The following is a 23142-nucleotide window of genomic DNA, read 5'->3' as shown; positions in this document are numbered from 1 at the left end:
AAATTAACAATGAAAAATAAATTTTTAATCACAATATTGAGTCTGGGAATACTTGTAGCGACCGGATGTACAGATCTTTCAGAAGAAATCATTGATGAATCGCTGGATGCAAGCACAGAAAATCTCACTTTGGGAGTCATGGCACCTGCTTACGGACCGCTTCCTGATGCATTCACCCATACAAAAAATTATGGTCTGCAGCTCATCAGTTCAGATCAGGGAATTTTGCCTCCGAGAGGAAGTGGAAATGACTGGTACGACGGCGGAAAATATATAGAACTTAAACAACACAATACTACCACTACAAACGTAGTAGTAAGAGACACATGGAATGCTTTTACATTAATGCTTTCAAGAACCGTAACAGCTATTGAAAGACTACAGCCGATTGCCTCTACCAATCCTGAAGCAGCAAAAGGCCTCTCTGAAATGAAAGCATTGAGAGCTTATTACAATATGCTGATGCTGGATAACTGGGGAATCGCATTTAAAAAAGACGCCGCCAGTCAGCCTTCAGTAATTCTCAGAAAACAGGAAGCTATTGCTTACATTGAAAGCGAATTTCTTGCAGTAGTGAATGATCTTGACAATACAAAAGGTCCGGGAAGAATGTCTCAGGCATCTGTAAATGGATTTTTAGCTCAGCTTTATCTGAACGCCGGAGTTTACAGAGATCCATACGGAACACCTGCTTTTGCAGCCACTGACATGGATAAGGTGATTGAGTACACCAATAAAGTTATCAACACAGGAATTTTCTCTTTATCACCTGAATATTTTGCCATTTTTGATGACAATAACCATTCAAACAAAGAACTTATTTTTGCAATCGATCAACGTCAGGATTTAACAACATCTCACAACAGACTGGGATATTGGTCACTTTCCGGAAGTCAGTATCCTTTGGCAGCTTTCCCAAAAGCCAACGGAACAGATGGCCCTGCGATCACTCCTGAGTTTTATCAGACGTGGGTTCAGGCCAATGGAAGTACAGATCCGGCGCAGGCTGATGCGAGATTTTACAAAGAGAACTTTACAGTACCTGCAAATCTGCAGAATTTAACCGGTATTTCTCCTGCAAATGATTCAAATCATTATTTCCTGGTCAATGGTTCAACGTATGAAATCAATAGAGGAATTCAGAGAGGAATTCAGTGGGGACTGAGAAATTCTGCCAACGGACAGCCCTTCCAACCAGGTGCAAACGGGCAGTTTAGAATATATCCAATGATTGAGCAGAGAGATGGCTTTACCAAATATGTAAATCATGTATTGGAAATCGATCTTGAAAACCCAGCCAACAAGGATTATGCAGACGGTTACAGAGTTGCTAAGTATCAATTCAGCAGAACTTCAGATACGGGAAGAAACAGAGGAAATGCCGATATAGTTCTGTTGCGTTTGGCAGATATTTATTTGATGAGAGCAGAAGCTCAGTTGAGAAAAGGAAATGCAGGAGCCGCTTTGGCTGATGTAAATCTAGTAAGAGCTTCAAGAACATCGAGACCGGCAGTCACACCGCAACCCTTAGCTTCAATTACTTTAAATACGTTATACAGAGAAAGAGGCTTTGAGTTTTACTGGGAATTTTCCAGAAGAACAGATATGATCAGATTTGGCCGGTATGAAGATACCTACACTTCAAAAACCAATGCCGACCCAAGAAAAAGGCTTTTCCCGATTCCGCAGTCTGCGATTGACGGGGCTTCAAGTTCGCCGGGATATCTGGTGCAGAACGAAGGTTATTAACTTTATTTTACTAATTTCTATACTTCAGAAACAGCCTGCAATTTTTTTGCAGGCTGTTTTGTTTTGTTTTGTTTTGTAAGGTTTAGGTTTATGTTTAAAACCAATCAAAATCTTACCTTCATAATATTTTAAATCAATTAAATGACTGTTATTTATGATTTAATGATTATTTCTTCGTCTCAGAAGAAGGTAAATTGCACCTGCAGCCAGAGCTCCTGCAGCAATCATCTTTGTTTTTCTGGTAATTTCCGGCAGTATTGTTTCGCCATAAATTCTTGATGGCCCGGGTGAAGGAATAAATATATTTCCATTGGATTCTTTGTTTTTATCCGGTTTCATCATCATTCTCAACACACCTGAACTGACATTACTGAAAACGCCAGGTAATAATTTATAAAAACCTTTCATCATCATGGTTGAAACATCCGGCATGACAGATTTTTTGGGATTTTTAGCAGTCTTCACCATCAGTTGAGCAGTATCTCTCGGATCTGCTGCTCCAGGCGGAACTTTGAAATCCAATCCGGAAAATTTTGCGGAGTGAGAATTTCCCGTAGATTTCTGCATTCCCGGATATAAAGAACATACATGAATATTAGGGAAGTCAGAAATTTCGCCCTGTAAGGCATCTGCCATTCCTCTGATTCCGTATTTTGAGGCGGAATAGGCCGTTCCGTAAGGGGTAGGAACCCATCCGCCAATTGAGATGTTATTGATTAAAATTCCGTCTGTCTGTTTTTTAAATATTGGCAAAACTGTATGAGCTCCATGCAGATAACCTAAAAGATTAGTTTTAACCACCTGATCAACAGATTCAGCCGGCATATCTTCAAATTTCCCCGTAGCCATTACACCTGCATTATTGATCCAGATATCGATTCTGCCGTTGAACTGTAAAGCCTGGTAGGCTAATTTTTTTACGTCTTCATCTACCGAAACGTCTGTTTTCACACCTAAAGTTACAGCTCCCAGGTCACGCAGTAAGGCAGTGGTGTCTTCAAGGCCTTTTTCTCCCCGCGCTGCTATTACAACGTTACAGCCTTCCAAAGCGAATGCCTCTGCTGCGGCCCGCCCCACTCCACTAGTTCCTCCGGTAATGACCACCGTTTTTCCTTCAAGACTTCTATCTGTGATTTGATTTTCCATAATATTTTGATTGATGTTATGCCTTATTAAAACAAATTGTATGCAAAAGACAGAATAATGAATTTTACTTTTTAAAACTAAGTTTAAAGAGAAGCAAAATACCGTTGAGAAGTACAGCAAATGCGTTAGAAAATATAATGGGCCATTCTTCCTGTATCGCACCATACCAAACCCATAGCGAGAGCCCGGATATTAAAATGATGAGCATCAATGCAGAAATATCATCGGTGTTTTTAGTTTTAAAAACTTTGACGAGCTGCGGCAGAGAAGCGATACTTGTGAGTACTCCTGCAATAAGGCCCAGGATGTTTTCATCCATGACCAGTAAAACTGTGAGACTGCATCGCAATCTTGTTAAGCTCACATTTCAGACAGCCCAGCAGAAACTCTGTGTAGTATAACTGTGCATTCACAGACTCTGTACGGGGATGAAGTTCTAAAATTTTAGTGAGAATAATTTCACCTTTGTATGCAAAACTGAAATAGGCAAATGTCTTAAAATCTGATATTTCAGAGGGTTGTGAGTATCCTGTTATTCCTATTCCCCAGTCTGTATCAAAAATTTCTGAGATTTTCAACGCCATCTCTTCGGCAATTTCACCGGAGACCAGATCCCGGTCACTGTTATGACTCTGGCCGAGTTTCATAAGTTCTTTTTTCTGCGATTTATCGTAAACCGTAAGACCTCCCTTAAAGACCGTGGAAGCATCATGAATTTGTGAAAATGAGAACTGTAAGAATCCGGCGGTTACACTTTCAGCGATGGCAACAGTTTCGCTGGCGGCTGAGAGACACTGCCCAATATTGTGCAGTAGGCTTTTTTGAAGTTCCATAAAAAATATTTTGTGATTTGGTAAAATCACTCAGTCAAAAACAGTGCCTAATTTTCTGCATTTTAACAATGTGGTATTTAAAACGTATTTTTTAGTTTAAAAGTGATTCAAAGAAACTGTTTTGGTTTTGTACGCAGTGAAGATGCTTCTGCAATCTGCATAATTCTGGCATTTCGCGTTTCAGGACGCTTTGCGCTTACTATCCAATATAACATCATTTTTCGTACAGACCTGCTCAGACTCAAAAAATAATCTTCTGCCCCATCATGAGTTTTTAAGGCTTTGCTTAAATCATCCGGAACAATGAGTTCTTCTACCTCGTCAAGAATAGTCCACGAGCCATTTTCCTTAGCCGTTTCTACACATTTCAGACCGGCGGGAGTCATCAGATTGTTTTCTGTAAGCTTCGCGATCTTATCTTTATTAATTTTAGACCACGTACTTTTAGGTTTTCTTTTGCTGAAAAACTGATGAGAAGTGTCTTCATCCAGCTTAATTTTCTTACTGTCAATCCATCCAAAACACAATGCAACATCCACAGATTCACTCCACGTAATCGATTTTTTGTCTGATGATTTTTTATGAAAAACCAGCCATACCGAATCCTGAGAAATATGATTTTTCTCTAACCATTTTCGCCATTGTGAAACTGTTTCAGCGTAAAAAACTTGTGGCACACCATTGTTCATAGGATTTTAACTTTATTTTTATCTCAAGAAACTTTCTTAACCTTTATAAATTTACTATTTTTTTATTAGTAAGCCATTCTTCATAGAATTTAACAGTACACTTTATAAATCTCATTTGATAACCTCTTCCTTTTGCTCCTGAACTAAATTTTCTCAAAGGACAATCGTAATATTTTAAATCTTTCTTTATTTTTTCTTTACTGATTCCTAAATAAATGCTTAATTCTGAAATTGTAGGATTTTCTATCTCTTGCCATTCTGCACGAATGAAGTATTTTTCTGCCCAGAGCTTTGGTACTAAAACGTACCCTTCAGGTATTTCCATTAAATTTGTATATAATTATCATAAAGATAAAAATATTAACTACTAAACTTCTCAACTCAGTATTTAAAAACTAATACAAATTATTTCAAATAATAAAATGTTGCATCAGTTAGAAGAACTGTTCGTTTAAGAGTATGTAAAAAAATATTTTATAGCATTTTATGGTAATTTAGATCTGTTCTGAAAGAGTATTTAGACATTTATAAATAATCTATGTTGGTTTGATTTACAAATAAACAAAAACCCTAAAACATTCGATGCTTTAGGGTTTTATTGCGAGGTGCCTAGCGGATTCGAACCGCTGTAGATGGTGTTGCAGACCACTGCCTAGCCGCTCGGCCAAAGCACCATTTTTTAAGGTGTGCAAATATATCAATATTTTTAATGTAAATCCAAATTTCTATCCTATTTTTTACAGCAAAAACTCCGAGAGTTAAGATTTTCAAAGCATTAGAGATTTAAAATTCTTATCAAAAACTACTCATAATAAGTCTTAAACCCGCCTGAATATCTACAACAGCTGTTAGTCCCGAATTATTCACAAGAATTTTAGACGGTTCAATTTTAAAAACCCTTCCATTCATTTTCAGACCTTTGTAATATTCTTTGTTAAAAGCTTCTTCAATGCTCTTTTGCGAAGAACTCTCAAGCTCAGATGTGGGAATCCCGTACTCATCTTCAATCATTTTCACAATCTTTCCCTGAAATAAGACGGACGCTGTTTTCTGAAGAATATTTCCTGTTTTAAGTTTAAACTTTGTTTGAGAAAGAACGATTTTATTTTTTGCTTTGTCGAAGACCGGAATACCCGAAATTAAAGATTTTCCTTTAACGTAACCATCTGTCTGAGCTTCTATGACAAATCTCTCTCCTTCACCATACACTTTAATATCGGTAATTTTCACTTTAGAATCGCGAACATCAAATTCTTTGTTTAAAAAAGTTTTTTCTGCAATCTCCGTAGCTTCAGAAAACGGAATATTTGCTGTGGTCTGCATCAGAAAACTCTCGACTGGCAAAGGCACAAAACTGAAATTCATGGCCGTCCTGATGGGCTGTGACGCTTCAGGTTTTATCCCTGTGAAAGTTTCCGTAAAAACATCAATTCCGATTGTAGTGTCAATCGCATCACCGTAAAATTTCAGTGGAGCAATATTGACGTTAACTGGCGTCACTTTCAGCCAAGTATCATACTCATCAGAGATTTTGAAAGGCTGAGAAAAACTGTTCCAAGCCAACACTGCGTACTGCTGAAAATTGAGTTGTGAAGCCATCTGCCTGTCAATAGTTTTGCTGAATTCCGCTTGTTGTGTTTTCAGACTTTTTTCTACAAGCCCCGTTATTGGAATTTTAATCTTGCCAAAATCTAAAACAGGTTTTACAACCCATTTAAAACCATTGGCTTTCGTCTCGGTAGAAACTGTCCAGTTATTTTTAAACTCCATTGACGTCACAAAATACATCACTGTTTCAAAAGTTGTTTCCTGATAAGCGTAAACACCAAGCGTTCCAATACCCTTTTCTGCCCATATTTTCAGCGGAACTTCGATAAAAATTCTGTTGTTGACATCACCAACCAGACGGATAGGTTTTGTTTTCCAAACCTTAATTTTAAACTGATCGTTATTGTTGTCTGAATAAGAATTATCTTCAAAAATCAAATCTTTCACAGAAGAATTAACCATCTTGCTCACCTCAGCCAAAGGAATTCTAACCGGCATCGTGATACTGGATTTTATTTTCGGGAAAGTGTAAATCTGCTGTGTTTCCTGACTGAACATGAAACTGACGAAAGATAAAAACAGAATTATTACAATTTTTTTCAATGTCTTTTGCATTAAATTAATCTTCTGAACTTCCCAAAAGGAAACTTTTTTCCAGTTCGATACTTGCCCCTTTCATTTCACCTTTCATCGGCGGAGAAGTTTTGGTAATTTTGAGTTTCACATAAGAGACATCATTGAAATTTTCATTAATTTTTTTTATAATTCTTCCTGCAACGTGCTCTAAAAGTTTAGAATTAATTTTCATTTCTTCATGAATAATTTCATTGATATCGGCATAACTGATTGTATCATTTAAATCATCAGATTCAGCGGCATCCCACAAATCTGTATGAATTTCTGCATTTAAAATATAATACGTTCCGATGATGTTTTCTTCGGGAAGAACGCCATGGTAAGCGTAGATTTTTACATCTTCTAAAAAAATTTTGCTCATGTTTTTTTTTTAATTTAATCGATCTTTATCAATCGGATTGAATTTTACCTGATTTATAACGTTATTTTTATTTGCTAAAAATAATATTTTAGCAGCAAATTCTCCATGAATTCTATCTTCATTTACATCAACTAAAAGTTCTTCTAATGTAATTTTATAAAGATTTGCTGGAAAGTCATTTAGAAAGTTGATGACTTCTGATAAAGCATCATCAATTTTATTCTCTTCAAAAAGACAAAAATACTTTAGTTGAGATGCAAATTCATTTGATCTATTTTTGCTGGAAACCATTTCTGCATAATAAAAAGATTGTCTGAAATCATTCAGGCAATAATAACTGTAGGATATAGATATATATTGATGTTCTTCTAGTTTAGGACTAATATCTTTTAATGGCAAAAGTAGTTGTATGGCATCATCATATCGTCCCTCATCATGAAGTTTTCTAGCATAAGTTAATATTTCCTTTGGTGACATCTATTTATTATATTTTCGAACTAAAAAAGCGAGTAAAAAAACCCGCTTTAAAATTTATTTGATGCTTTTCGAAAGATCAAGCATTGCCTCAATGGGCTTCAACGCTCTCAGTCGAAGCTCTTCTTCAATGATGATTTCCGGAAGTTCATATTTCATACACAAATACAGTTTTTCCATTGTGTTTCTCTTCATGTAAAAACATTCTGAGCAATTACAGCTTTCGTCAAAAACCAGAGCAGGAATCAGTTCCTTGTGTGGTGCACGCTTTCTCATTTCGTGAAGAATTCCTTCTTCAGTAGCGATGATGAATTTCTGACAGTCTTCTTTTTCAACATAATTCAAAAGTGCCGAAGTAGATCCGATGAAGTGAGCCAGTTTTAAAACAGATTCTTCACTTTCAGGATGAGCGATCAGTTTTGCATCTGGATTTTCTGCCAACTGTTTTGCAATTCTCTCCATTGAGAAAGCTTCATGTACGATGCAGCTTCCGTCCCAAAGAATCATATCTCGACCTGTTTTTTGAGATAAATATCTTCCTAAATTTTTATCCGGAGCGAAAATAATCGGTCTGTCAGTCGGAAGATTTTCAATAATTGTTTCAGCGTTTGAGCTTGTCACGATGATGTCGCTTTCTGCTTTTGTTTCCGCATTACAGTTGATATAAGTTGCAATCAAAGCGTTCGGATGCTGCTTACGCATTTTTCTCAAACCTTCTCCTGAGCAGCCATCTGCTAAAGAGCAGCCAGCCATTGTATCAGGAAGAACTACTTTTTTTGTTGGATTCAAAATTTTTGCAGCTTCTGCCATAAAATGTACTCCGCAGAATACAATCATGTCAGCGTCGGTATCCTTTGCCTGTCTCGCCAGCTGAAGAGAATCTCCCAGAAAATCAGCGATGTCCTGAATTGCTGCCGGTTGATAATAATGCGCCAGAATAACGGCGTTTTTTTCTTCTTTTAATTTTAAAATCGCTTTTACCAATTCCTCTCCTTCCGGAATAATGAGGTCTTTAATATCTAAAAATCCTCTTACGGGAATTGAAGATTTTGCTTTTTCTAATGTTTCGGTACTCATATAGACCTGTGTTTTTATTTATTGAAGATAAATTAGATTTGAAAATACTGAAATGAATTTATTTGAATGATGTCAAACTTCCATCCTCCAGCTTCCAGCTTCTGACTTTTAACTTCCAATAAAACCTTTTATTAAACTTTCTATTTCTCTTTTTGCGTCGTCCAAATCGCTATTGATAACGATTTTGTCAAATTCTATGGCGTAGGTAAGCTCTTCTTCGGCTTTTTCTACGCGGGTTTTGATGGTTTCGGCGTCATCCGTTCCTCTTGAATTCAATCTTCGTTCCAATTCGGCAATCGAAGGTGGTTCTATGAAAATGGATAATGCTTTTTCGCCAAAATATTTTTTTAGTGAAATTCCGCCTTTAACGTCTACATCAAAAATAACAACTTTTCCCTGGTTCCAGATCTTTTCGACCTCAGATTTTAAAGTTCCGTAATATTTATCGGTGTAAACTTCTTCAAATTCTACAAAAGCGTCTTCCGCAATTTTCTGTCTGAATTCGTCTGGCGAAATAAAGTGATAATCAATCGCATGAATTTCACTTCCTCTCGGCTGTCTCGTTGTGCATGAAATGGAAAATTCCAATTCCGGAATTACTTCCAGAGAGTGTTTTACCAATGTCGTTTTCCCGCTTCCCGACGGCGCTGAAAATATAATAACCTTGCTCATAAATAATGATTGATGATCGATAATTGATGATTGATTAAAACTTGATTGCTATTTTAATCAATCATCATTTATCAATGATCATTTATAATACATTAAGCGTTTGCTCTTTAATTTTTTCCAAATCATCTTTCATCATCACAACCAGTTTCTGAATTTCAGCGTGGTTGGCTTTTGAACCTAAAGTATTGATCTCTCTTCCGATCTCCTGAGAAATAAAACCTAATTTTTTTCCATTGAAATCTTCATTTTCCATTACTTCAGAGTAGTATTTCAAATGCTGGGAAAGTCTAACTTTTTCTTCCTGAATGTCTAATTTTTCAGTAAAATAAGCCATTTCCTGATAGAATCTTGTTTCGTCAACGTTTTCAAACTCTCTCAAAGTTTTCATGTAACGTTCTTTTACAGCGTCGATTCTCACCTGCTCGTAAGGAACAACTTCTGCCAGAGATTTATCGATATTTTTGATATTTCTTTCCAGTTCCTCGTGAAGAATTTTCCCTTCCGTTTTTCTGAATTCCTGAAATTTATCTACGGCATTATTTACAATTTTCGCCAAAGCTTCCCATTCACCTTCATTCAGTTCGTCTGGTCTTGAAGTGATGGCGTCAGGAAGTCTTACCGCCATTTTCAGGTACTCAAAATCAGGTCCGTCAGAAGCAATTTTTTTAAGCTCATTCATGTAAGAATCGATTAAACTTCTGTTGATTTTCACATCATTGGTTTCTTCAAGGTTCTCGATATTGATGTAGCAATCTACCTTTCCGCGGATGATTCTATCGTTCAGAATTTTTCTTACTTCAAATTCTTTTTCTTTATAACGTAAAGGAATTTTGATGTTTAAATCAAAGCTCTTGCTGTTCAGTGATTTAATATCGATAGAAATTTTTTTCCCTTCAAAAACACCTTCGGCTCTACCGAAGCCAGTCATTGATAAAATCATAGTTTTTTATTGTTGTACAAAGATAAACATTTAAGTCTATAGTTTTGCTAAAGTAAGATGGCGGGAAGCAGGAAACGGGAAGTGTGAAGTGTGAAGTGTGAAGATGACAATACTTATGCTATTTAATGAAAAATCATATTTTGTTTGTTGGCAGCATATTGTAAATAATTAAATTTTAAACTTCCATCTCCCAGCATCCATCTTCCAGCAAATACTGTATTAAGAAAACTAACTCATTTTCGTAAATTAGCCGAGTGAAAAATAAAACTTTAATCTCTGTTCTAGGCACAACGGGAATTGGTAAAACAAAACTTGCTATTGAGCTTGCTAAACGATTTAATACAGAAATTATTTCCTGCGACTCCAGACAGTTTTTCAGTGAAATGAAAATCGGTACCGCTGCTCCTTCGGAAGATGAACTTTCGCAGGCAAAACATCATTTTATTGGTCAGCTTTCTGTAAAAGATTATTATTCTATCGGTCAGTTTGAGCATGATTCTTTAGAATTATTACATCAACTTTTCGAAAAAAACGACATGGTTATTATGGTTGGCGGAAGTATGATGTATGAAAAAGCGGTAATTGAAGGTCTGAATGATTTGCCTGAAGCGAACGAAAAAAATCAGGAAAAACTTGAAACGATCTGGAAAACTGAAGGAATCGAAAAACTTCAGGAAATGCTGAAAGATTTGGATCCTGAATATTATGAAAATGTAGATATTCATAATCAGAGAAGGCTTTTGCGTGCGATCGATATTATCTGGCAAACCGGAAAAACATATACAGAAAATATTTCTCAAGACAAAAATCCAAGAAATTTCAAAACGATTAGAATCGGCATTGAAGCGCCACGGGAAATCGTTTATGAAAGGATCAATCTTCGCGTCGATAAAATGATGGAAAGTGGCTTGCTTGATGAGGCGAAAAATCTGGATGAATTAAGAAAATCTCAGGAAGGAAAGAATTTGGCGTCACTCAATACGGTTGGTTATTCGGAGCTTTTCAAATATTTTGATGGAGAATGGGAGCTTGATTTTGCGGTTTCTGAGATTAAGAAAAACTCGAGAAGATTTGCAAAACGGCAATTGACTTGGTACAGGAAGGAAGAAAATATTCATTATATACAGGCTGAATATTCACCAGAGGATTTTGATGGATTGATTGAGTACATAAAAGCTGAAACTTCAATATAATTTTAAACAAAAAAATGCGATCCCGAAAGACCGCACTTCAAACAATATAATTAATTTACTACTTCCATCCGCCTCCTAATGCTCGGTACAAATCTACAATACTACTTAATCTCTGTCTTTTTACGGACGCAAGATTCAGTTCAGCCTGCAGGGAATTTCCCTGAGCGGTAATCACTTCTAAATAATTGGCCATTCCGCCTTTGTACAACATTTCGGCGCTTTTGATTCCGTTTTTCAACGTTGTTACCTGTTCGCTTGCTTTTTGTTCCTGAACTTTTAAGCTTTCATTAGAAACTAACGCATCAGAAACTTCACCAACTGCATTCAAAACAGATTGACGGAACGCCAAAACGTTTTTCTCTCGTTGAATTTTAGCAACATTTAAATCTGTTTTCAACTGTCTTTTCTGGAAAATAGGCTGAGTCAATCCTCCTAAAACAGAACCGAACAGTGAAGCCGGAATTGAAAACCAATTATCAACTTTAAATGAATTAACTCCACCAGTTGCTGTGATTTTTAAGGAAGGATACATGTTTGCCTGAGCAATTCCCACAATTGAATTTGATTCCAATAAAACCAATTCCTGTTGACGAACATCCGGACGACGGCTAACCATGGCAGCCGGAAGTCCGGCCGAAATATCCTGCGGCAAAGAACTATCCGACATTTCAATCGTTCTGCTGACTTTATTGGGATTTTCACCGACCAAAATACTCAAAGCATTTTCCTGAATGGCAATGTTTTGTTCTAATTGAGTGATCAAAAGTTCTGTCGACTGCTTTTGAGCGGTTGCCTGCTGAACTCCCAGAGAGGTTGTGTCACCACTTTGCCACAATTTTTCTGTAAGAGAAAGGGTATTGGTGCTTAAATCTAAGTTTGATTTTGCAATCTGTAATTGTTTGTCAAGCATCAATAAATTATAATAACCTTGAGCAATTGCCGCAACAACCTGTGTCTGAATTGCTTTTGTCGCTTCATAAGTCTGCAGATACTGCATTTTTGAAACTTCCTGCTGGTTTTTTATTTTGCCCCAAATGTCTGCTTCCCAAGATAAATTGAATGCTGCATTGTAATCTTCAACATGACTTTGCCCTAAAAATAAATTTAAGCTTTGCCCGTTCATGCTGTTTTTGGAAGGTTTTGAAATTTGTGCTGAAACTCCGAAACCAATATCGGGATATTGAAGGTATTTTGCCTGTTTCAGTTTTTCCTGTGAGGAAGCGACCTGCTTTAAAGCAATTTGTAAATCGTAGTTGTTTTTTATTCCTTTTTCAATTAGTTCCTGTAAAATGGGGTCGTTGAAAAACTGTTTCCATTCTAAGTTGGCAACGCTTGCTGTATCGGCGGTTGCAGTATATTTGAATGTTTCGGGAAGTTCGGGTTTCGTTTCCTGGTAGGCCAATTTCGGCACACAGGAAACTGCACCTAATGCAATTCCAAAAGCGATGATTATATTTTTTACTCTTTTCATAATTTAAATTTTATTGATTGCAAAACTTTGAGATCAAGCAAAAATGTCTTTAGTAGGAGAATGTTTTACCTGTTAATTTTCCCACAGATCTCACAGATGTTCACAGATGTTTTTATGATAAAAAAAACTTATATCTTCTTTTATTTTCAAACATTTTAGCTTAAATAAAAGCTGTATAATCTTTTTCGACTGTTGTGGTTAAAGTACTCTCAAAGTTTTGTTAATCATTTTTATTAATGTGCAGTTGCTAAAAGTTCTTCCTCCAGTTTTTGTCTTAGAAGTCTTTTTTGTTTTCTGCTTGGCATTTTTTCATGTAAATACTGGAAGATCACATACATTACCGGAATAATGAAAATCCCGAAAACAACTCCTGTAAACATTCCACCAACGGTACTGATTCCGATGGAATGGTTTCCTTTTGCTGCGGCACCTTGCGTCCAGACCAATGGAAGCATACCGATAATAAAGGCAAATGAAGTCATCAGAATTGGTCTTAAACGTAATCTTGAAGCCTGAAGAGCAGATTCAATCAATGTTTTTCCTGCTTTTCTTCTTTGAACGGCAAATTCGACAATCAAAATTGCGTTTTTCGCCAATAATCCGACGAGCATGATTAATCCTACCTGAACATAAATATTATTGTCAATTCCAGCCAATCCTGTGAAAGCAAATACTCCGAAAATCCCTGTAGGAATGGTCAAAATAACAGCAAACGGAAGAATATAACTTTCATACTGAGCTGCCAATAGGAAATACACGAACAAAATACTTAACATAAATACAAAAGCAGTCTGTCCACCAGTTTTGATTTCTTCACGGGTAATTCCTGTCCATTCGTAACCGTAACCTCTAGGAAGTGATTTCTGAGCAACTTCTTCTACCGCTTTAATGGCGTCTCCGGTACTGTAACCAGGTTTTGGAGTTCCATTAATGGTCACGGCGTTAAATAAGTTGTTTCTTGAAACCGTTTCTGGTCCGAAAGTTCTTTTTAATGTTACCAAAGTCTTTACAGGAACCATTTCGCCTGTTTTATTTTTAACATAAATTCCTTCCATAGAATTCGCATCAGTTCTGTAAGGAATATCTGCCTGAGCCATTACTCTGTAATATTTACCGAATCTGTTGAAATCTGAAACGAAACTACTTCCATAGTAAATCTGCATCGTCTGCATCAATTCAGTTACGGAAACTCCGAGCTGATTGGCTTTATCGGTGTCTACATCAATCGTATATTGAGGATTTCCTGCTGCATACGTTGTGAACGCAAAAGCAATTTCAGGACGTTTCATTAATTCTCCGATAAATGTCTGAGTGGTTGTTCCCAATTGTTCAAAAGATCCGTTCGTTTTATCCTGAAGCATAAATTCAAACCCTGAAACGTTACCAAAACCCTGTACGGTAGGGAAGTTGAAGAAGAATGCACTGGCATCTTTTACCTGTGCTACTTTTCCTGTCAAGCCCGCAGCAATCTGATCGGGATCTTTCACTTCACCACGATCTTCAAAATCTTTCAGTTTAATAAAACCTGCAGCATAAGGAGAAGCATTGGAATTACTGATGAAGTTCATTCCGTCGGCTACCCAAAGGTGATTTTTTGCTTTTTCACCATTGATGATTTTATCAATTTGCTCAGTGGCTCTGTGTGTTCTGTCTAATGAACTTCCCGGAGGCGTATTCACTGCATACAAAACAAATCCCTGATCTTCTGTAGGAATAAATCCTGTCGGAGCTTTATTAATTAAGAAAACACTTGCCGCTGTAATCAACGCTAAACCTGTAACGGCAACCCATTTATTTTTAATTAAAAATTTAAGGCTGTAGATATATTTTCTGGTCATGTTGTTGAAGCTTTTGTTGAAAGCGTTGAAAAACTTCGCCCCAAAACCTTTTTTCTGACCGTGATCACCATGTTCTCCTTGTGGATCATTTAATAATAAAGCACATAAAGCAGGACTTAATGTCAACGCATTAACCGCTGAAATCATAATCGCAATGACCAAAGTAAAGGCAAACTGTCTGTAAAAAACTCCAGCAGGCCCCTGCATAAAACCAACCGGAATAAATACCGCACACATTACCAATGTAATAGAAATAATCGCTCCAGAAATTTCGCTCATTGAATGTGTAGTAGCCTGTTCAACCGGCATTCCCGTCTGTTCCATTTTTGAATGGACGGCTTCAACGACGACAATCGCATCATCTACCACAATACCAATCGCGAGTACCAATGCAAACAAAGTCAACATATTGATGCTAAAACCAAACATCTGAAGGAAAAAGAACGTACCGATAATTGCTACCGGAACGGCAATCGCAGGAATTAATGTAGACCTGAAATCCTGAAGGAAAATGTACACTACAATAAATACCAGGATAAATGCAATCACTAATGTCTCAATTACCTGATGAATCGACGCATCCAAAAAGTCTTTGGAATTGTACATGATAATAGGCTCAACTCCCTTTGGTAAGGTAGTTTTCATTTCTTCAATCTGCTTTTCAATGGCAGTTAAAATTTCATTTGCATTTGAACCTGCTGTCTGGAGAATTGCAAAACCTGCGACAGGTTTACCGTCCATTCTGTTGGCTGCGGTGTACGTGTAAGAACCGAATTCTACTCTCGCAACATCTTTTAATCTTAAAAATGAACCGTCACTGTTTGATTTGATGGCGATGTTTTCATAGTCTGCATTTTTGTTTAATTTACCTTTATACTTTAAGATATATTCGTAAGTTTCCTTGCTTCCCTGTCCCAGACGACCAGGAGCAGCTTCTAAGTTGTGATCTTTTACTGCTGCCAAAACTTCCTGCGGAGAAAGATTATTGGCTGCTAATCGATCCGGTTTCAGCCAAAGTCTCATGGAGTAATCTCTCGTACCGAAAACCTGCGCCTGAGCGACTCCCGGAATACGCTGTATCTGTGGAATGACGTTGATTTTCAAATAGTTTTGTAAGAAAAGTTCGTCGTATTGTTTCGGGTCATCACTTGACAATCCCATAAACATAATCATACTGTTCTGAACTTTTTGAGTCGAAATTCCGGCCTGTACAACCTCCTGCGGAAGCTGGCTCATCGCCTTTGAAACACGGTTTTGAACGTTTACTGCGGCATTATCCGGATCCGAACCTTGTTTGAAAAATACACTCAAAGTCATTGATCCGTCGTTACTTGAATTGGAGGTCATGTACGTCATATTCTCAACACCATTCACTGCTTCTTCAATCGGAACCGCAACGGAACGAGCAACAACTTCTGCATTCGCTCCCGGATAAAATGCTGTCACCTGAACGCTCGGTGGTGCAATATCGGGAAACAGTGTAATCGGAAGATTAAAAACCGACATCGCTCCCAACAGCAGCAATATGATGGAGATAACCGTAGAAAGTACAGGTCTATCTATGAATTTTTTTAACATAAGAAGTTTATTTTTTAATGTTGTTTAAACGCTATTCTGACTTTTGTGTCAAAATTTTTAAGCCGTTTTAAAGAGGTCTCGCTCTCAAAAGACTGTCAGAAGAAATCGCTTTTGGCTGAATCATAACTCCATCTTTTAAAGCTCCGATTCCTGTGTAAACGATTTTATCACCAGCAGAAAGTCCTTCAGAAATAAAGTAATAGCTCTCCGTTTTTCCTGAAATGGTGATTGGTTTTGAAGTTACCTTTTTATCCTTTCCAACAACGTAAACGTAGGTTTTATCCTGAATTTCAAATGTGGATTCCTGAGGAATAACAAGTGTATTGGTGAATAACTGTGGCATACGGACTCTGCCTGTATTTCCCGTTCTCAACGCTCCGTTGGCATTTGGGAAAACTGCACGAACGCTGATTGCGCCGGTGGTTTTGTCAAACTGTCCGTCAACAATGCTCATTTTACCTTTTTCAGGATACGTGCTGTTATCGGCAATCACCAATTCTACCATCGGCATATTTTTAAGCTTTTCATTTAAAGTTGCTCCCGGATATTTCTTTTGGAAACCGATAAAATCAAGTTCACTTAAAGAGAAATAAGCGTAAATTTCACTGATGTCTGACAACATCGTCAACGGATTGGCATCTGTTCTTGAAATTAAGCTTCCCTTTTTGTAAGGAATTCTCCCGATGTAACCGCTAACCGGAGCTGTAATTGTGGTAAATCCTACATTAATTCTAGCTCCTCCAACAGAAGCTTTTGCCTGTGAACCAGCGGCAACGGCTGCTGCATAATTGGCCTTTGCTGTTCTCAGCTGTACATTAGAAACTACTTTTGCAGCGACTAATGGCTGAAGTCTGTCCACTTCCACTTTTGCTTTCTGAATGTTGGCATTGGCAACCTGTAAATTGGCGTTTGCCATATTCACCTGCTCGCCGTAAGCTCTTGAATCTATTTTAAACAAAGGTTGTCCGGCTCTTACGTAAGCGCCTTCTTCCACATAGATTTTATCTAAATATCCATCGACTTGTGATCTGATTTCGACGTTATTTTTGCCTTCCAGTGCAGTTGGGAATTCCTGATAGACGGTTGCCGGAGAAGTGATGACGGTGTAGACAGGTAATTCTGGTGCAGCTGGAGCAGCGTTCCCACCTTCAGCAGCTTTGGTACAGTTCTGTAAAAGGATAATACTTGATATAAGTACGATAAACCTTATTTTTCCAGGTATTTTCATTTTGAGTTTAAGTTTTAATGTGTGTTGATTTAAAATTGTATAAAAGATTTGAATTCCGTTACTTTTTCTAACAGTGTTAATTTTTAGCTTAAAAAAAGACAGTAGGAATCAGAAAGATGACATCTTTATGTTTTCATGATTTTTGACTTTAGTTTTTTTAATATTAGAAGGTGAAAGTTTTAAAACAGACATAATTAATGCTAACAGTGTTAATCATTATACAAAAAAAATATATGCAGATCATTTTTGTGAAGGTATTCTTTCCCGATTTTTTAGCTGACAGGAGGAATACAAAATTGATGTTAGTAATTCTAACGCTGTTAGTGATATGGAAAGAAGATTGCCATAATCATGGTGATAAAATCGTATTTCATTTTTAAAGTTTTTTAAATTATTAAAATTCGGACTATATTAATTATATGTGATATTTTTCCTAACAGTGTTAATATTTGTTTAAAAAAAAATCACAGAGATTTAATAAAAGCAGAAACCGTTTCGTCTAAAGTTGTTTTGTTCATTGTGGAAGGAATATCATCATTTCTCATCATCATGATAGAAATCAATCCGTGAACTGCTGAGAACAAAGCGTGTGAAGAGTGACAGGCATTATCAGGATTGGATCCTTTTTTTGTGATGATTTCTAAAGTACACTCATACAACATATCCTGAAACGAAGAAAACTCTTCTTTCATCATCCCTTTCCCGCTGCACTGCATTCCCAGACCAAACATCAGCTGATAATATTCTTTATTATTGAAAGCAAATTTCCAGTATGCATCTACAATCGCAACGAGTTGATCTTCAGGAGTATCATGCTTTTTCTGAGCCTTTAACAACTCAATGTGAAGACAGTGAAAACCGTTCAGTGAGATTTCATAGAGAATTGCTTCTTTATTTTCGAAATGATCATAAACGACGGGAGCGCTGTATTCTATGGCATCCGCAATTTTTCTAATTGAGAGAGAAGCCCAGCCTTCAGTTTTAGCCAAAGTAAATGCCGCATCCAGAATGCTGGTACGTATATTTTCTTTTTCTCTCTGACGGCGTTCATGAACTCCCATATAACGATTGCTGTATTTCTAACAGCGTTAGCAAAACTACAAACTTTTATTGTTAAGTTCCAAACATTGAAGTTCAGATAATTTTTCGGGAATGCTTCATAACCATTAGAATTGTGCCGCAATGCCCTAACATAGGGCGATACGCTCTATTTATAAAATATTATTGGAAATATAAATAAGTTATATTGCTATGCTCAATTTATCTTTTCAGTAATAACATCTAACCGTCCATTAAATTCTGAGCCTTTAAATACTGAAAGAAATTTTTATCTTTGTACACTAAATTAAAAATATGGATACTCCTTCTAAAATGATAGAACTTGGCACGAAAGCACCTTTTTTTGAGCTGCCAAACCCTTCAAAATCCAGTGAAATCCAGTCATTGGAAGAATTGAAAGGTGAAAAAGGAACTCTGGTGATGTTTATCTGCAACCACTGTCCGTTTGTTCTTCATGTAATCGACAAGCTGAATGAGCTTTACGAAGATTATAACGAAGCAGGGATTGAGTTTATCGCCATCAATTCTAATAATGTTGAAAAATATCCTGCTGATTCTCCGGAAAAAATGATCGAGTTTCAAATAGACAGAAAATTTGATTTCCCATATTTATTCGATGAAAGCCAGGCGATTGCAAAGGCTTACAACGCAGCCTGTACACCAGATTTCTTTTTGTTTGACGAAAAATTAGACCTGATCTACAGAGGCCAAATGGATGATTCAAGACCTGGAAATAACAAAGAAGTTACCGGCGAAGATTTGGTAATCGCGTTTGAAAACCTTCTCATTGGCGCACCACAGGAAGAAATGCAGAGACCAAGTTTAGGGTGTGGTATCAAGTGGAAATAATATACTTTTTTATTACACACTGATGCATGTAGTTTAAAAACATATACAGCTGTTCTATTTTCGGACAGCTTTTTTTATTTATACTTTCACTTTGCTGTGGGAAAAATTCTTGAGAAATTCTGAAGGCGTTTTTGAAGTATATTTTTTAAACATTCTGTTGAAATACGTAACATTGTTAAATCCGCAACTGTAGCTGCACTCAGAAATACTTTTATCCTGCGCCATCAGCAGGCACGCTTTGTTGATTCTGTAACGGTTTACAAACTCTGTAAAAGTAATCTGGGTAGCTTTTTTGAAGAAATTACAGAACGCAGGAAGCGTGAGATTGGCCAGTTTTGCCACATCTTCAATTTTGATTTCTTTGTCATAATTCTTTTCCACAAAAGTGAAAATATTTTCAAGTCTTGTTTTATTCTTTGAAATGATGGTATAAGGCATAATCTCGCTATTCAAAAGCACGTAGTCTTTTGATTTTGAGAGTTCGAAAAGAATTTCCAGCAGCAGAACATATCTTTTATAGCCTTCAGATTCCAGCATAAGTTTCAGTTTTGGGATCATATTTTTCTTAGTTTTCCGGCTGAATTTCACGCCATATTTTGAGAGTTCAAATAAATTTTTAATAAGTCCCGTTTCAACTTCCTTCGCAGGAAACTGCAGAATATTTTCATTAAACTGCAAAACGATTTCTTCGTGAGGATCTATTGAATTTAATACAAATCCCGAATGTGGGATATTAGAGCCTATAAGCACCAGATCTCCGTTGGTATAATTACTTTTATGGTATCCCACGTGGCGTGTTCCACTTCCTGAAAGAACACAAACCAACTCAATTTCCGGATGATAATGATACTCCCATTTTAATAATGATACAGGTAAATTATTGTGAATTACACAAAACGAACTGTTGTCGTCTGGAATAACGTGTTCAAATGTAACTTTCATTTAATTAACTATAATAAATCTGTTAAAATACAAAATATATTAATATAGTTCAAATAATGGTTTACTATGTTAAATTAATGTGAACGGATTAGCTTATATCTTCGCCAACATAAAATTAATAATGAAAAATTTCAATATAAAAGCAGTTTTATTCTTAAGCTATTTTGTTTTTGCAATTCTCTTAAACTCTGTGGGAACTGTCATTTTGCAGGTGCAGCAGAATTTCGGGATTTCCAAATCTTCCGCAAGTGTTCTGGAGGGTTTTAAAGATTTACCAATAGCCATTTGCTCGTTTATTTTAGCATCATTTTTACCGAAAATAGGGATTAAGAACTCAATGTTAATTGCGTTATTCGTGGTGAGCTGTATGTGTTTCGTAATGGCGTTTTCCAATGATTTTTGGTTTTTCAAATTACTTTTTACTATTGTCGGGATTTCATTTGCTTTAATTAAAATTTCCGTCTTTACCTCAATCGGTCTGGTGACAGATACAGATAAAGAACACCAGTTTTATGGGATATCTGGAAGGGTTTTTTATGATTGGTGTTTTGGTAGGAAACGTTATTTTCAGTCTTTTTATTGATGACCACAATCCGAAATCCACCCAATGGCTCAATGTGTACTGGGTTTTGGGAGCGCTTTCAACCTTATCATCTCTTTTTTTGTTTTTTACAAAACTCAACGAAACTGAAGCGAAAAGTGAGAAAACAGATTTGCTGGGAGATGTAAAAAACAGCCTCAGTCTTTTCAGTTACAAAAAAGTTTTGTTCTTTTTACTGTGCGCCTTTCTATTTGTTTTGGTGGAACAAAGTTTCCATACCTGGACACCTACTTTTTATAAAGAAGTCTTAAAAGTTCCGACCTCAATGTCTATTCAGGCGGGCGCAGTTTTGGCGGGTGCTTTTGCTTTAGGAAGATTTTTATCGGGCTTTTTCTCTAAGAAATTCAGCTGGATTTATGTGGTTTCTTTTTGTGTAGTTGGCTTTGCAATAAGTATTTTATTGGTGTTGCCGCTTACTCATAGTATTCAGGTGGGAACTGATGCAACATGGCTCAACGCTCCTTTAGTTGTGTATTTATTTCCATTAATGGGCGGTTTGTTGGCTCCTATTTACCCCAGCATCAACTCTGTGATTCTGGCATCCATCCCAAAATATCTGCACAGCGCCATGGCAGGTTTAATTGTAGTTTTCTCCGCAGTTGGAGGCACTGTAGGCTCTGTAATTACAGGCTTTGTGTTTGAGAAATTCAGCGGACAGCAGGCATTTTATCTTTCACTGATTCCGCTTGCACTTCTGCTAATTTCGGCAATGACGATGAATAAATTTAAAATAAATTCTAATAAATAAAAATGGGTAATCCACTGCATATCAACCAAATTCAGGCGCTCTTTGATGACGTTCAGCGGTCACAGATTTTTGAAGACCAAAAAATAATGACTGATGCTGTTCCTCTTTTTTCTGCTGATGACATTAATGCAAAATATGAAAATGAAAAAAATACTGAAAACTTTGATTTAAAAAAATTCGTCCTTGCCAATTTCGATTTTTTGGAAACTAAAATTTCAGTTACAGGAGAAACTCAGTTACCGATTGACGAACACATAGAAAAACTTTGGGATGAACTGACCAGAACTGCTTATGAAGAAAGAGGAACACTGCTGAAACTTCCGAAACCATACATCGTTCCGGGAGGGCGTTTTAACGAATTTTTCTATTGGGACAGTTATTTTATCATGCTCGGTTTACAGGTTTCGGGAAGAGTTGAAATGATGGAAAATATCATTGAAGACTGCTCTTATCTCATTCAAACAGTTGGATTTGTGCCGAATGCAAGCCGGACTCATTTCCTGAGTCGTTCTCAGCCGCCTTATTTTTCGTTAATGCTCGATTTACTTTTTGAAACAACAAAAGATGAAAATATTTACATCAAATATCATGATACTTTAGAAAAAGAATATGCTTTCTGGATGGATGGCGAGGAAAATTTAGATAAAAATTCAACTTCGAAGAGAGTTTTAAAAACGATTCATGGTGATGTTTTAAACAGATATTTCGACTCCGAAAATACGCCAAGAACAGAGAGTTATCTAGTTGATATTGAAGACAGTGAAAATGCTGGAAAACAATTTTACAGAAATATAAGAAGTGCCTGCGAATCTGGTTGGGATTTTTCCAGCAGATGGTTTGAAGATGGAGAAACAATACAGACCATAGAAACTCTGAATATTGCACAGGTGGATCTGAACTGTCTTCTCTGGCATTTGGAAAGTACATTGGCAAAAACTTCAGCTTCAAAAAATGACACACATAAAGAAAAGGAATATTCAGAGAGAGCGGCAAAGCGAAGACAGATGATCAATACGTATTTCTGGAACGAAGATTCTGGAATGTACAGCGATTATCACATCCAAAAAAACACAAAAACCCCGTCTGAACACATTGCCGTTCTTTATCCTTTATTTTTGGGTCTGGCCAGTGAGGCACAGGCTCTCGCGGTTGCAGAAAATATTGAGAAAAAATTTCTGTACGCAGGAGGATTGGTTACCACAACCAAAAATTCCGGGCAGCAATGGGATTTCCCTAATGCATGGGCACCTTATCAATGGTTGGGTTTTCAGTCTATGAAAAATTATGGCTTTGATGATGCCGCCGAAAAAATTAAAAACAACTGGTGCCGCAATGTAGAAAGAGTGTACAGCAACACCGGAAAATTAATGGAAAAATATAACGCTTTAGACACAGAAACCATTGCTGGCGGAGGAGAATATCCCAACCAGGATGGTTTTGTATGGACGAACGGTGTTTATCATAAACAGTTAATCAAACTTCAAATAAACAAACATTAAAAAATTAAAAG

General features: G+C 36.8%; 22 protein-coding genes and 1 tRNA gene. 5 read left to right on the top strand and 18 right to left on the bottom strand.

The window, feature by feature from the left end:
- The first annotated feature begins 9 nt into the window (after positions 1–9).
- Positions 10–1749, top strand: coding sequence for a RagB/SusD family nutrient uptake outer membrane protein (locus tag ASG31_RS16065; RefSeq protein WP_056035078.1), 1740 nt, complete (start codon positions 10–12; stop codon positions 1747–1749).
- A 159-nt stretch (positions 1750–1908) separates the two neighbouring features.
- On the opposite strand, the gene ASG31_RS16060 is transcribed toward ASG31_RS16065, so the two are convergent.
- The 12 genes from ASG31_RS16060 to ASG31_RS16005 all read right to left on the bottom strand — a co-directional run bounded on the left by ASG31_RS16060 (position 1909) and on the right by ASG31_RS16005 (position 10125).
- Complete coding sequence (locus ASG31_RS16060; RefSeq protein ID WP_056035074.1) at positions 1909–2895, bottom strand: SDR family oxidoreductase; 987 nt, start codon at positions 2893–2895, stop codon at positions 1909–1911.
- Positions 2896–2959: 64 nt separating this feature from the next.
- Positions 2960–3214 carry a SemiSWEET transporter gene (locus tag ASG31_RS16055; RefSeq protein WP_056035072.1) on the bottom strand — a complete coding sequence of 85 codons (255 nt, stop codon included), beginning with the start codon at positions 3212–3214 and terminating at the stop codon, positions 2960–2962.
- Positions 3207–3728 carry a CinA family protein gene (locus ASG31_RS16050; RefSeq protein WP_056035068.1) on the bottom strand — a complete coding sequence of 174 codons (522 nt, stop codon included), beginning with the start codon at positions 3726–3728 and terminating at the stop codon, positions 3207–3209. The genes ASG31_RS16055 and ASG31_RS16050 overlap by 8 nt, the downstream gene beginning before the upstream one ends.
- 107 nt (positions 3729–3835) lie before the next feature.
- Complete coding sequence (locus ASG31_RS16045; protein ID WP_056035065.1) at positions 3836–4417, bottom strand: YdeI/OmpD-associated family protein; 582 nt, start codon at positions 4415–4417, stop codon at positions 3836–3838.
- 43 nt (positions 4418–4460) lie between these two features.
- Positions 4461–4742, bottom strand: a complete 282-nt coding sequence (locus tag ASG31_RS16040; protein WP_056035062.1) for a hypothetical protein — start codon at positions 4740–4742, stop codon at positions 4461–4463.
- A gap of 278 nt (positions 4743–5020) precedes the next feature.
- A tRNA-Cys gene (locus tag ASG31_RS16035) sits at positions 5021–5091 on the bottom strand.
- A 121-nt stretch (positions 5092–5212) separates the two neighbouring features.
- A complete protein-coding gene (locus tag ASG31_RS16030) occupies positions 5213–6568 on the bottom strand; it encodes a DUF4403 family protein (protein WP_056035211.1) in 1356 nt (451 codons plus the stop codon).
- Between the two features lie 16 nt (positions 6569–6584).
- Positions 6585–6962, bottom strand: coding sequence for a dihydroneopterin aldolase (gene folB, locus ASG31_RS16025; protein ID WP_056035060.1), 378 nt, complete (start codon positions 6960–6962; stop codon positions 6585–6587).
- A 9-nt stretch (positions 6963–6971) separates the two neighbouring features.
- Entirely contained in the window at positions 6972–7439 is a 468-nt protein-coding gene (locus tag ASG31_RS16020; protein ID WP_056035057.1) for a hypothetical protein, read from the bottom strand.
- Positions 7440–7493: 54 nt separating this feature from the next.
- Positions 7494–8513, bottom strand: a complete 1020-nt coding sequence (gene nadA, locus ASG31_RS16015; RefSeq protein ID WP_056035054.1) for a quinolinate synthase NadA — start codon at positions 8511–8513, stop codon at positions 7494–7496.
- A gap of 108 nt (positions 8514–8621) precedes the next feature.
- Positions 8622–9185, bottom strand: a complete 564-nt coding sequence (gmk, locus tag ASG31_RS16010; RefSeq protein WP_056035050.1) for a guanylate kinase — start codon at positions 9183–9185, stop codon at positions 8622–8624.
- Positions 9186–9267: 82 nt separating this feature from the next.
- On the bottom strand, positions 9268–10125 hold the full coding sequence (locus ASG31_RS16005) for a YicC family protein (protein ID WP_056035048.1): 858 nt from the start codon (positions 10123–10125) through the stop codon (positions 9268–9270).
- 254 nt (positions 10126–10379) lie between these two features.
- Between ASG31_RS16005 and miaA the strand changes: the two genes are divergently transcribed.
- Positions 10380–11318 carry a tRNA (adenosine(37)-N6)-dimethylallyltransferase MiaA gene (gene miaA / locus ASG31_RS16000; protein ID WP_056035044.1) on the top strand — a complete coding sequence of 313 codons (939 nt, stop codon included), beginning with the start codon at positions 10380–10382 and terminating at the stop codon, positions 11316–11318.
- 58 nt (positions 11319–11376) lie between these two features.
- On the opposite strand, the gene ASG31_RS15995 is transcribed toward miaA, so the two are convergent.
- From ASG31_RS15995 to ASG31_RS15975, 4 genes are all read right to left on the bottom strand, one after another.
- Positions 11377–12789: an efflux transporter outer membrane subunit gene (locus ASG31_RS15995; RefSeq protein ID WP_056035041.1), complete on the bottom strand. Its 1413-nt coding sequence runs from the start codon at positions 12787–12789 to the stop codon at positions 11377–11379.
- 233 nt (positions 12790–13022) lie between these two features.
- On the bottom strand, positions 13023–16205 hold the full coding sequence (locus tag ASG31_RS15990; RefSeq protein ID WP_056035038.1) for an efflux RND transporter permease subunit: 3183 nt from the start codon (positions 16203–16205) through the stop codon (positions 13023–13025).
- Positions 16206–16272: 67 nt separating this feature from the next.
- Complete coding sequence (locus ASG31_RS15985; protein ID WP_056035035.1) at positions 16273–17433, bottom strand: efflux RND transporter periplasmic adaptor subunit; 1161 nt, start codon at positions 17431–17433, stop codon at positions 16273–16275.
- 464 nt (positions 17434–17897) lie between these two features.
- Positions 17898–18494, bottom strand: a complete 597-nt coding sequence (locus ASG31_RS15975; protein ID WP_056035028.1) for a TetR/AcrR family transcriptional regulator — start codon at positions 18492–18494, stop codon at positions 17898–17900.
- A 292-nt stretch (positions 18495–18786) separates the two neighbouring features.
- Here ASG31_RS15975 and ASG31_RS15970 point away from each other — a divergent pair, with 292 nt between their 5' ends.
- A complete protein-coding gene (locus tag ASG31_RS15970) occupies positions 18787–19341 on the top strand; it encodes a thioredoxin family protein (RefSeq protein WP_056035025.1) in 555 nt (184 codons plus the stop codon).
- Positions 19342–19419: 78 nt separating this feature from the next.
- Here the strand turns inward: ASG31_RS15970 and ASG31_RS15965 are convergent, their stop codons facing one another.
- Entirely contained in the window at positions 19420–20283 is an 864-nt protein-coding gene (locus ASG31_RS15965; protein ID WP_056035022.1) for an AraC family transcriptional regulator, read from the bottom strand.
- Between the two features lie 159 nt (positions 20284–20442).
- Complete coding sequence (locus ASG31_RS18980; protein ID WP_231433784.1) at positions 20443–20676, bottom strand: hypothetical protein; 234 nt, start codon at positions 20674–20676, stop codon at positions 20443–20445.
- A 119-nt stretch (positions 20677–20795) separates the two neighbouring features.
- On the opposite strand from ASG31_RS18980, the gene ASG31_RS15960 reads away from it, so the two are divergent.
- Entirely contained in the window at positions 20796–21632 is an 837-nt protein-coding gene (locus tag ASG31_RS15960) for an MFS transporter (RefSeq protein WP_231433785.1), read from the top strand.
- Between the two features lie 2 nt (positions 21633–21634).
- Entirely contained in the window at positions 21635–23131 is a 1497-nt protein-coding gene (locus ASG31_RS15955; RefSeq protein ID WP_056035018.1) for a trehalase family glycosidase, read from the top strand.
- The last annotated feature ends 11 nt before the right edge of the window (positions 23132–23142 follow it).

The organism is Chryseobacterium sp. Leaf404 (assembly GCF_001424145.1).
GTDB lineage: Bacteria > Bacteroidota > Bacteroidia > Flavobacteriales > Weeksellaceae > Chryseobacterium.
The sequence above is the reverse complement of the archived record's forward strand: the minus strand, read 5'-3'. Positions and strand labels throughout refer to the sequence as shown.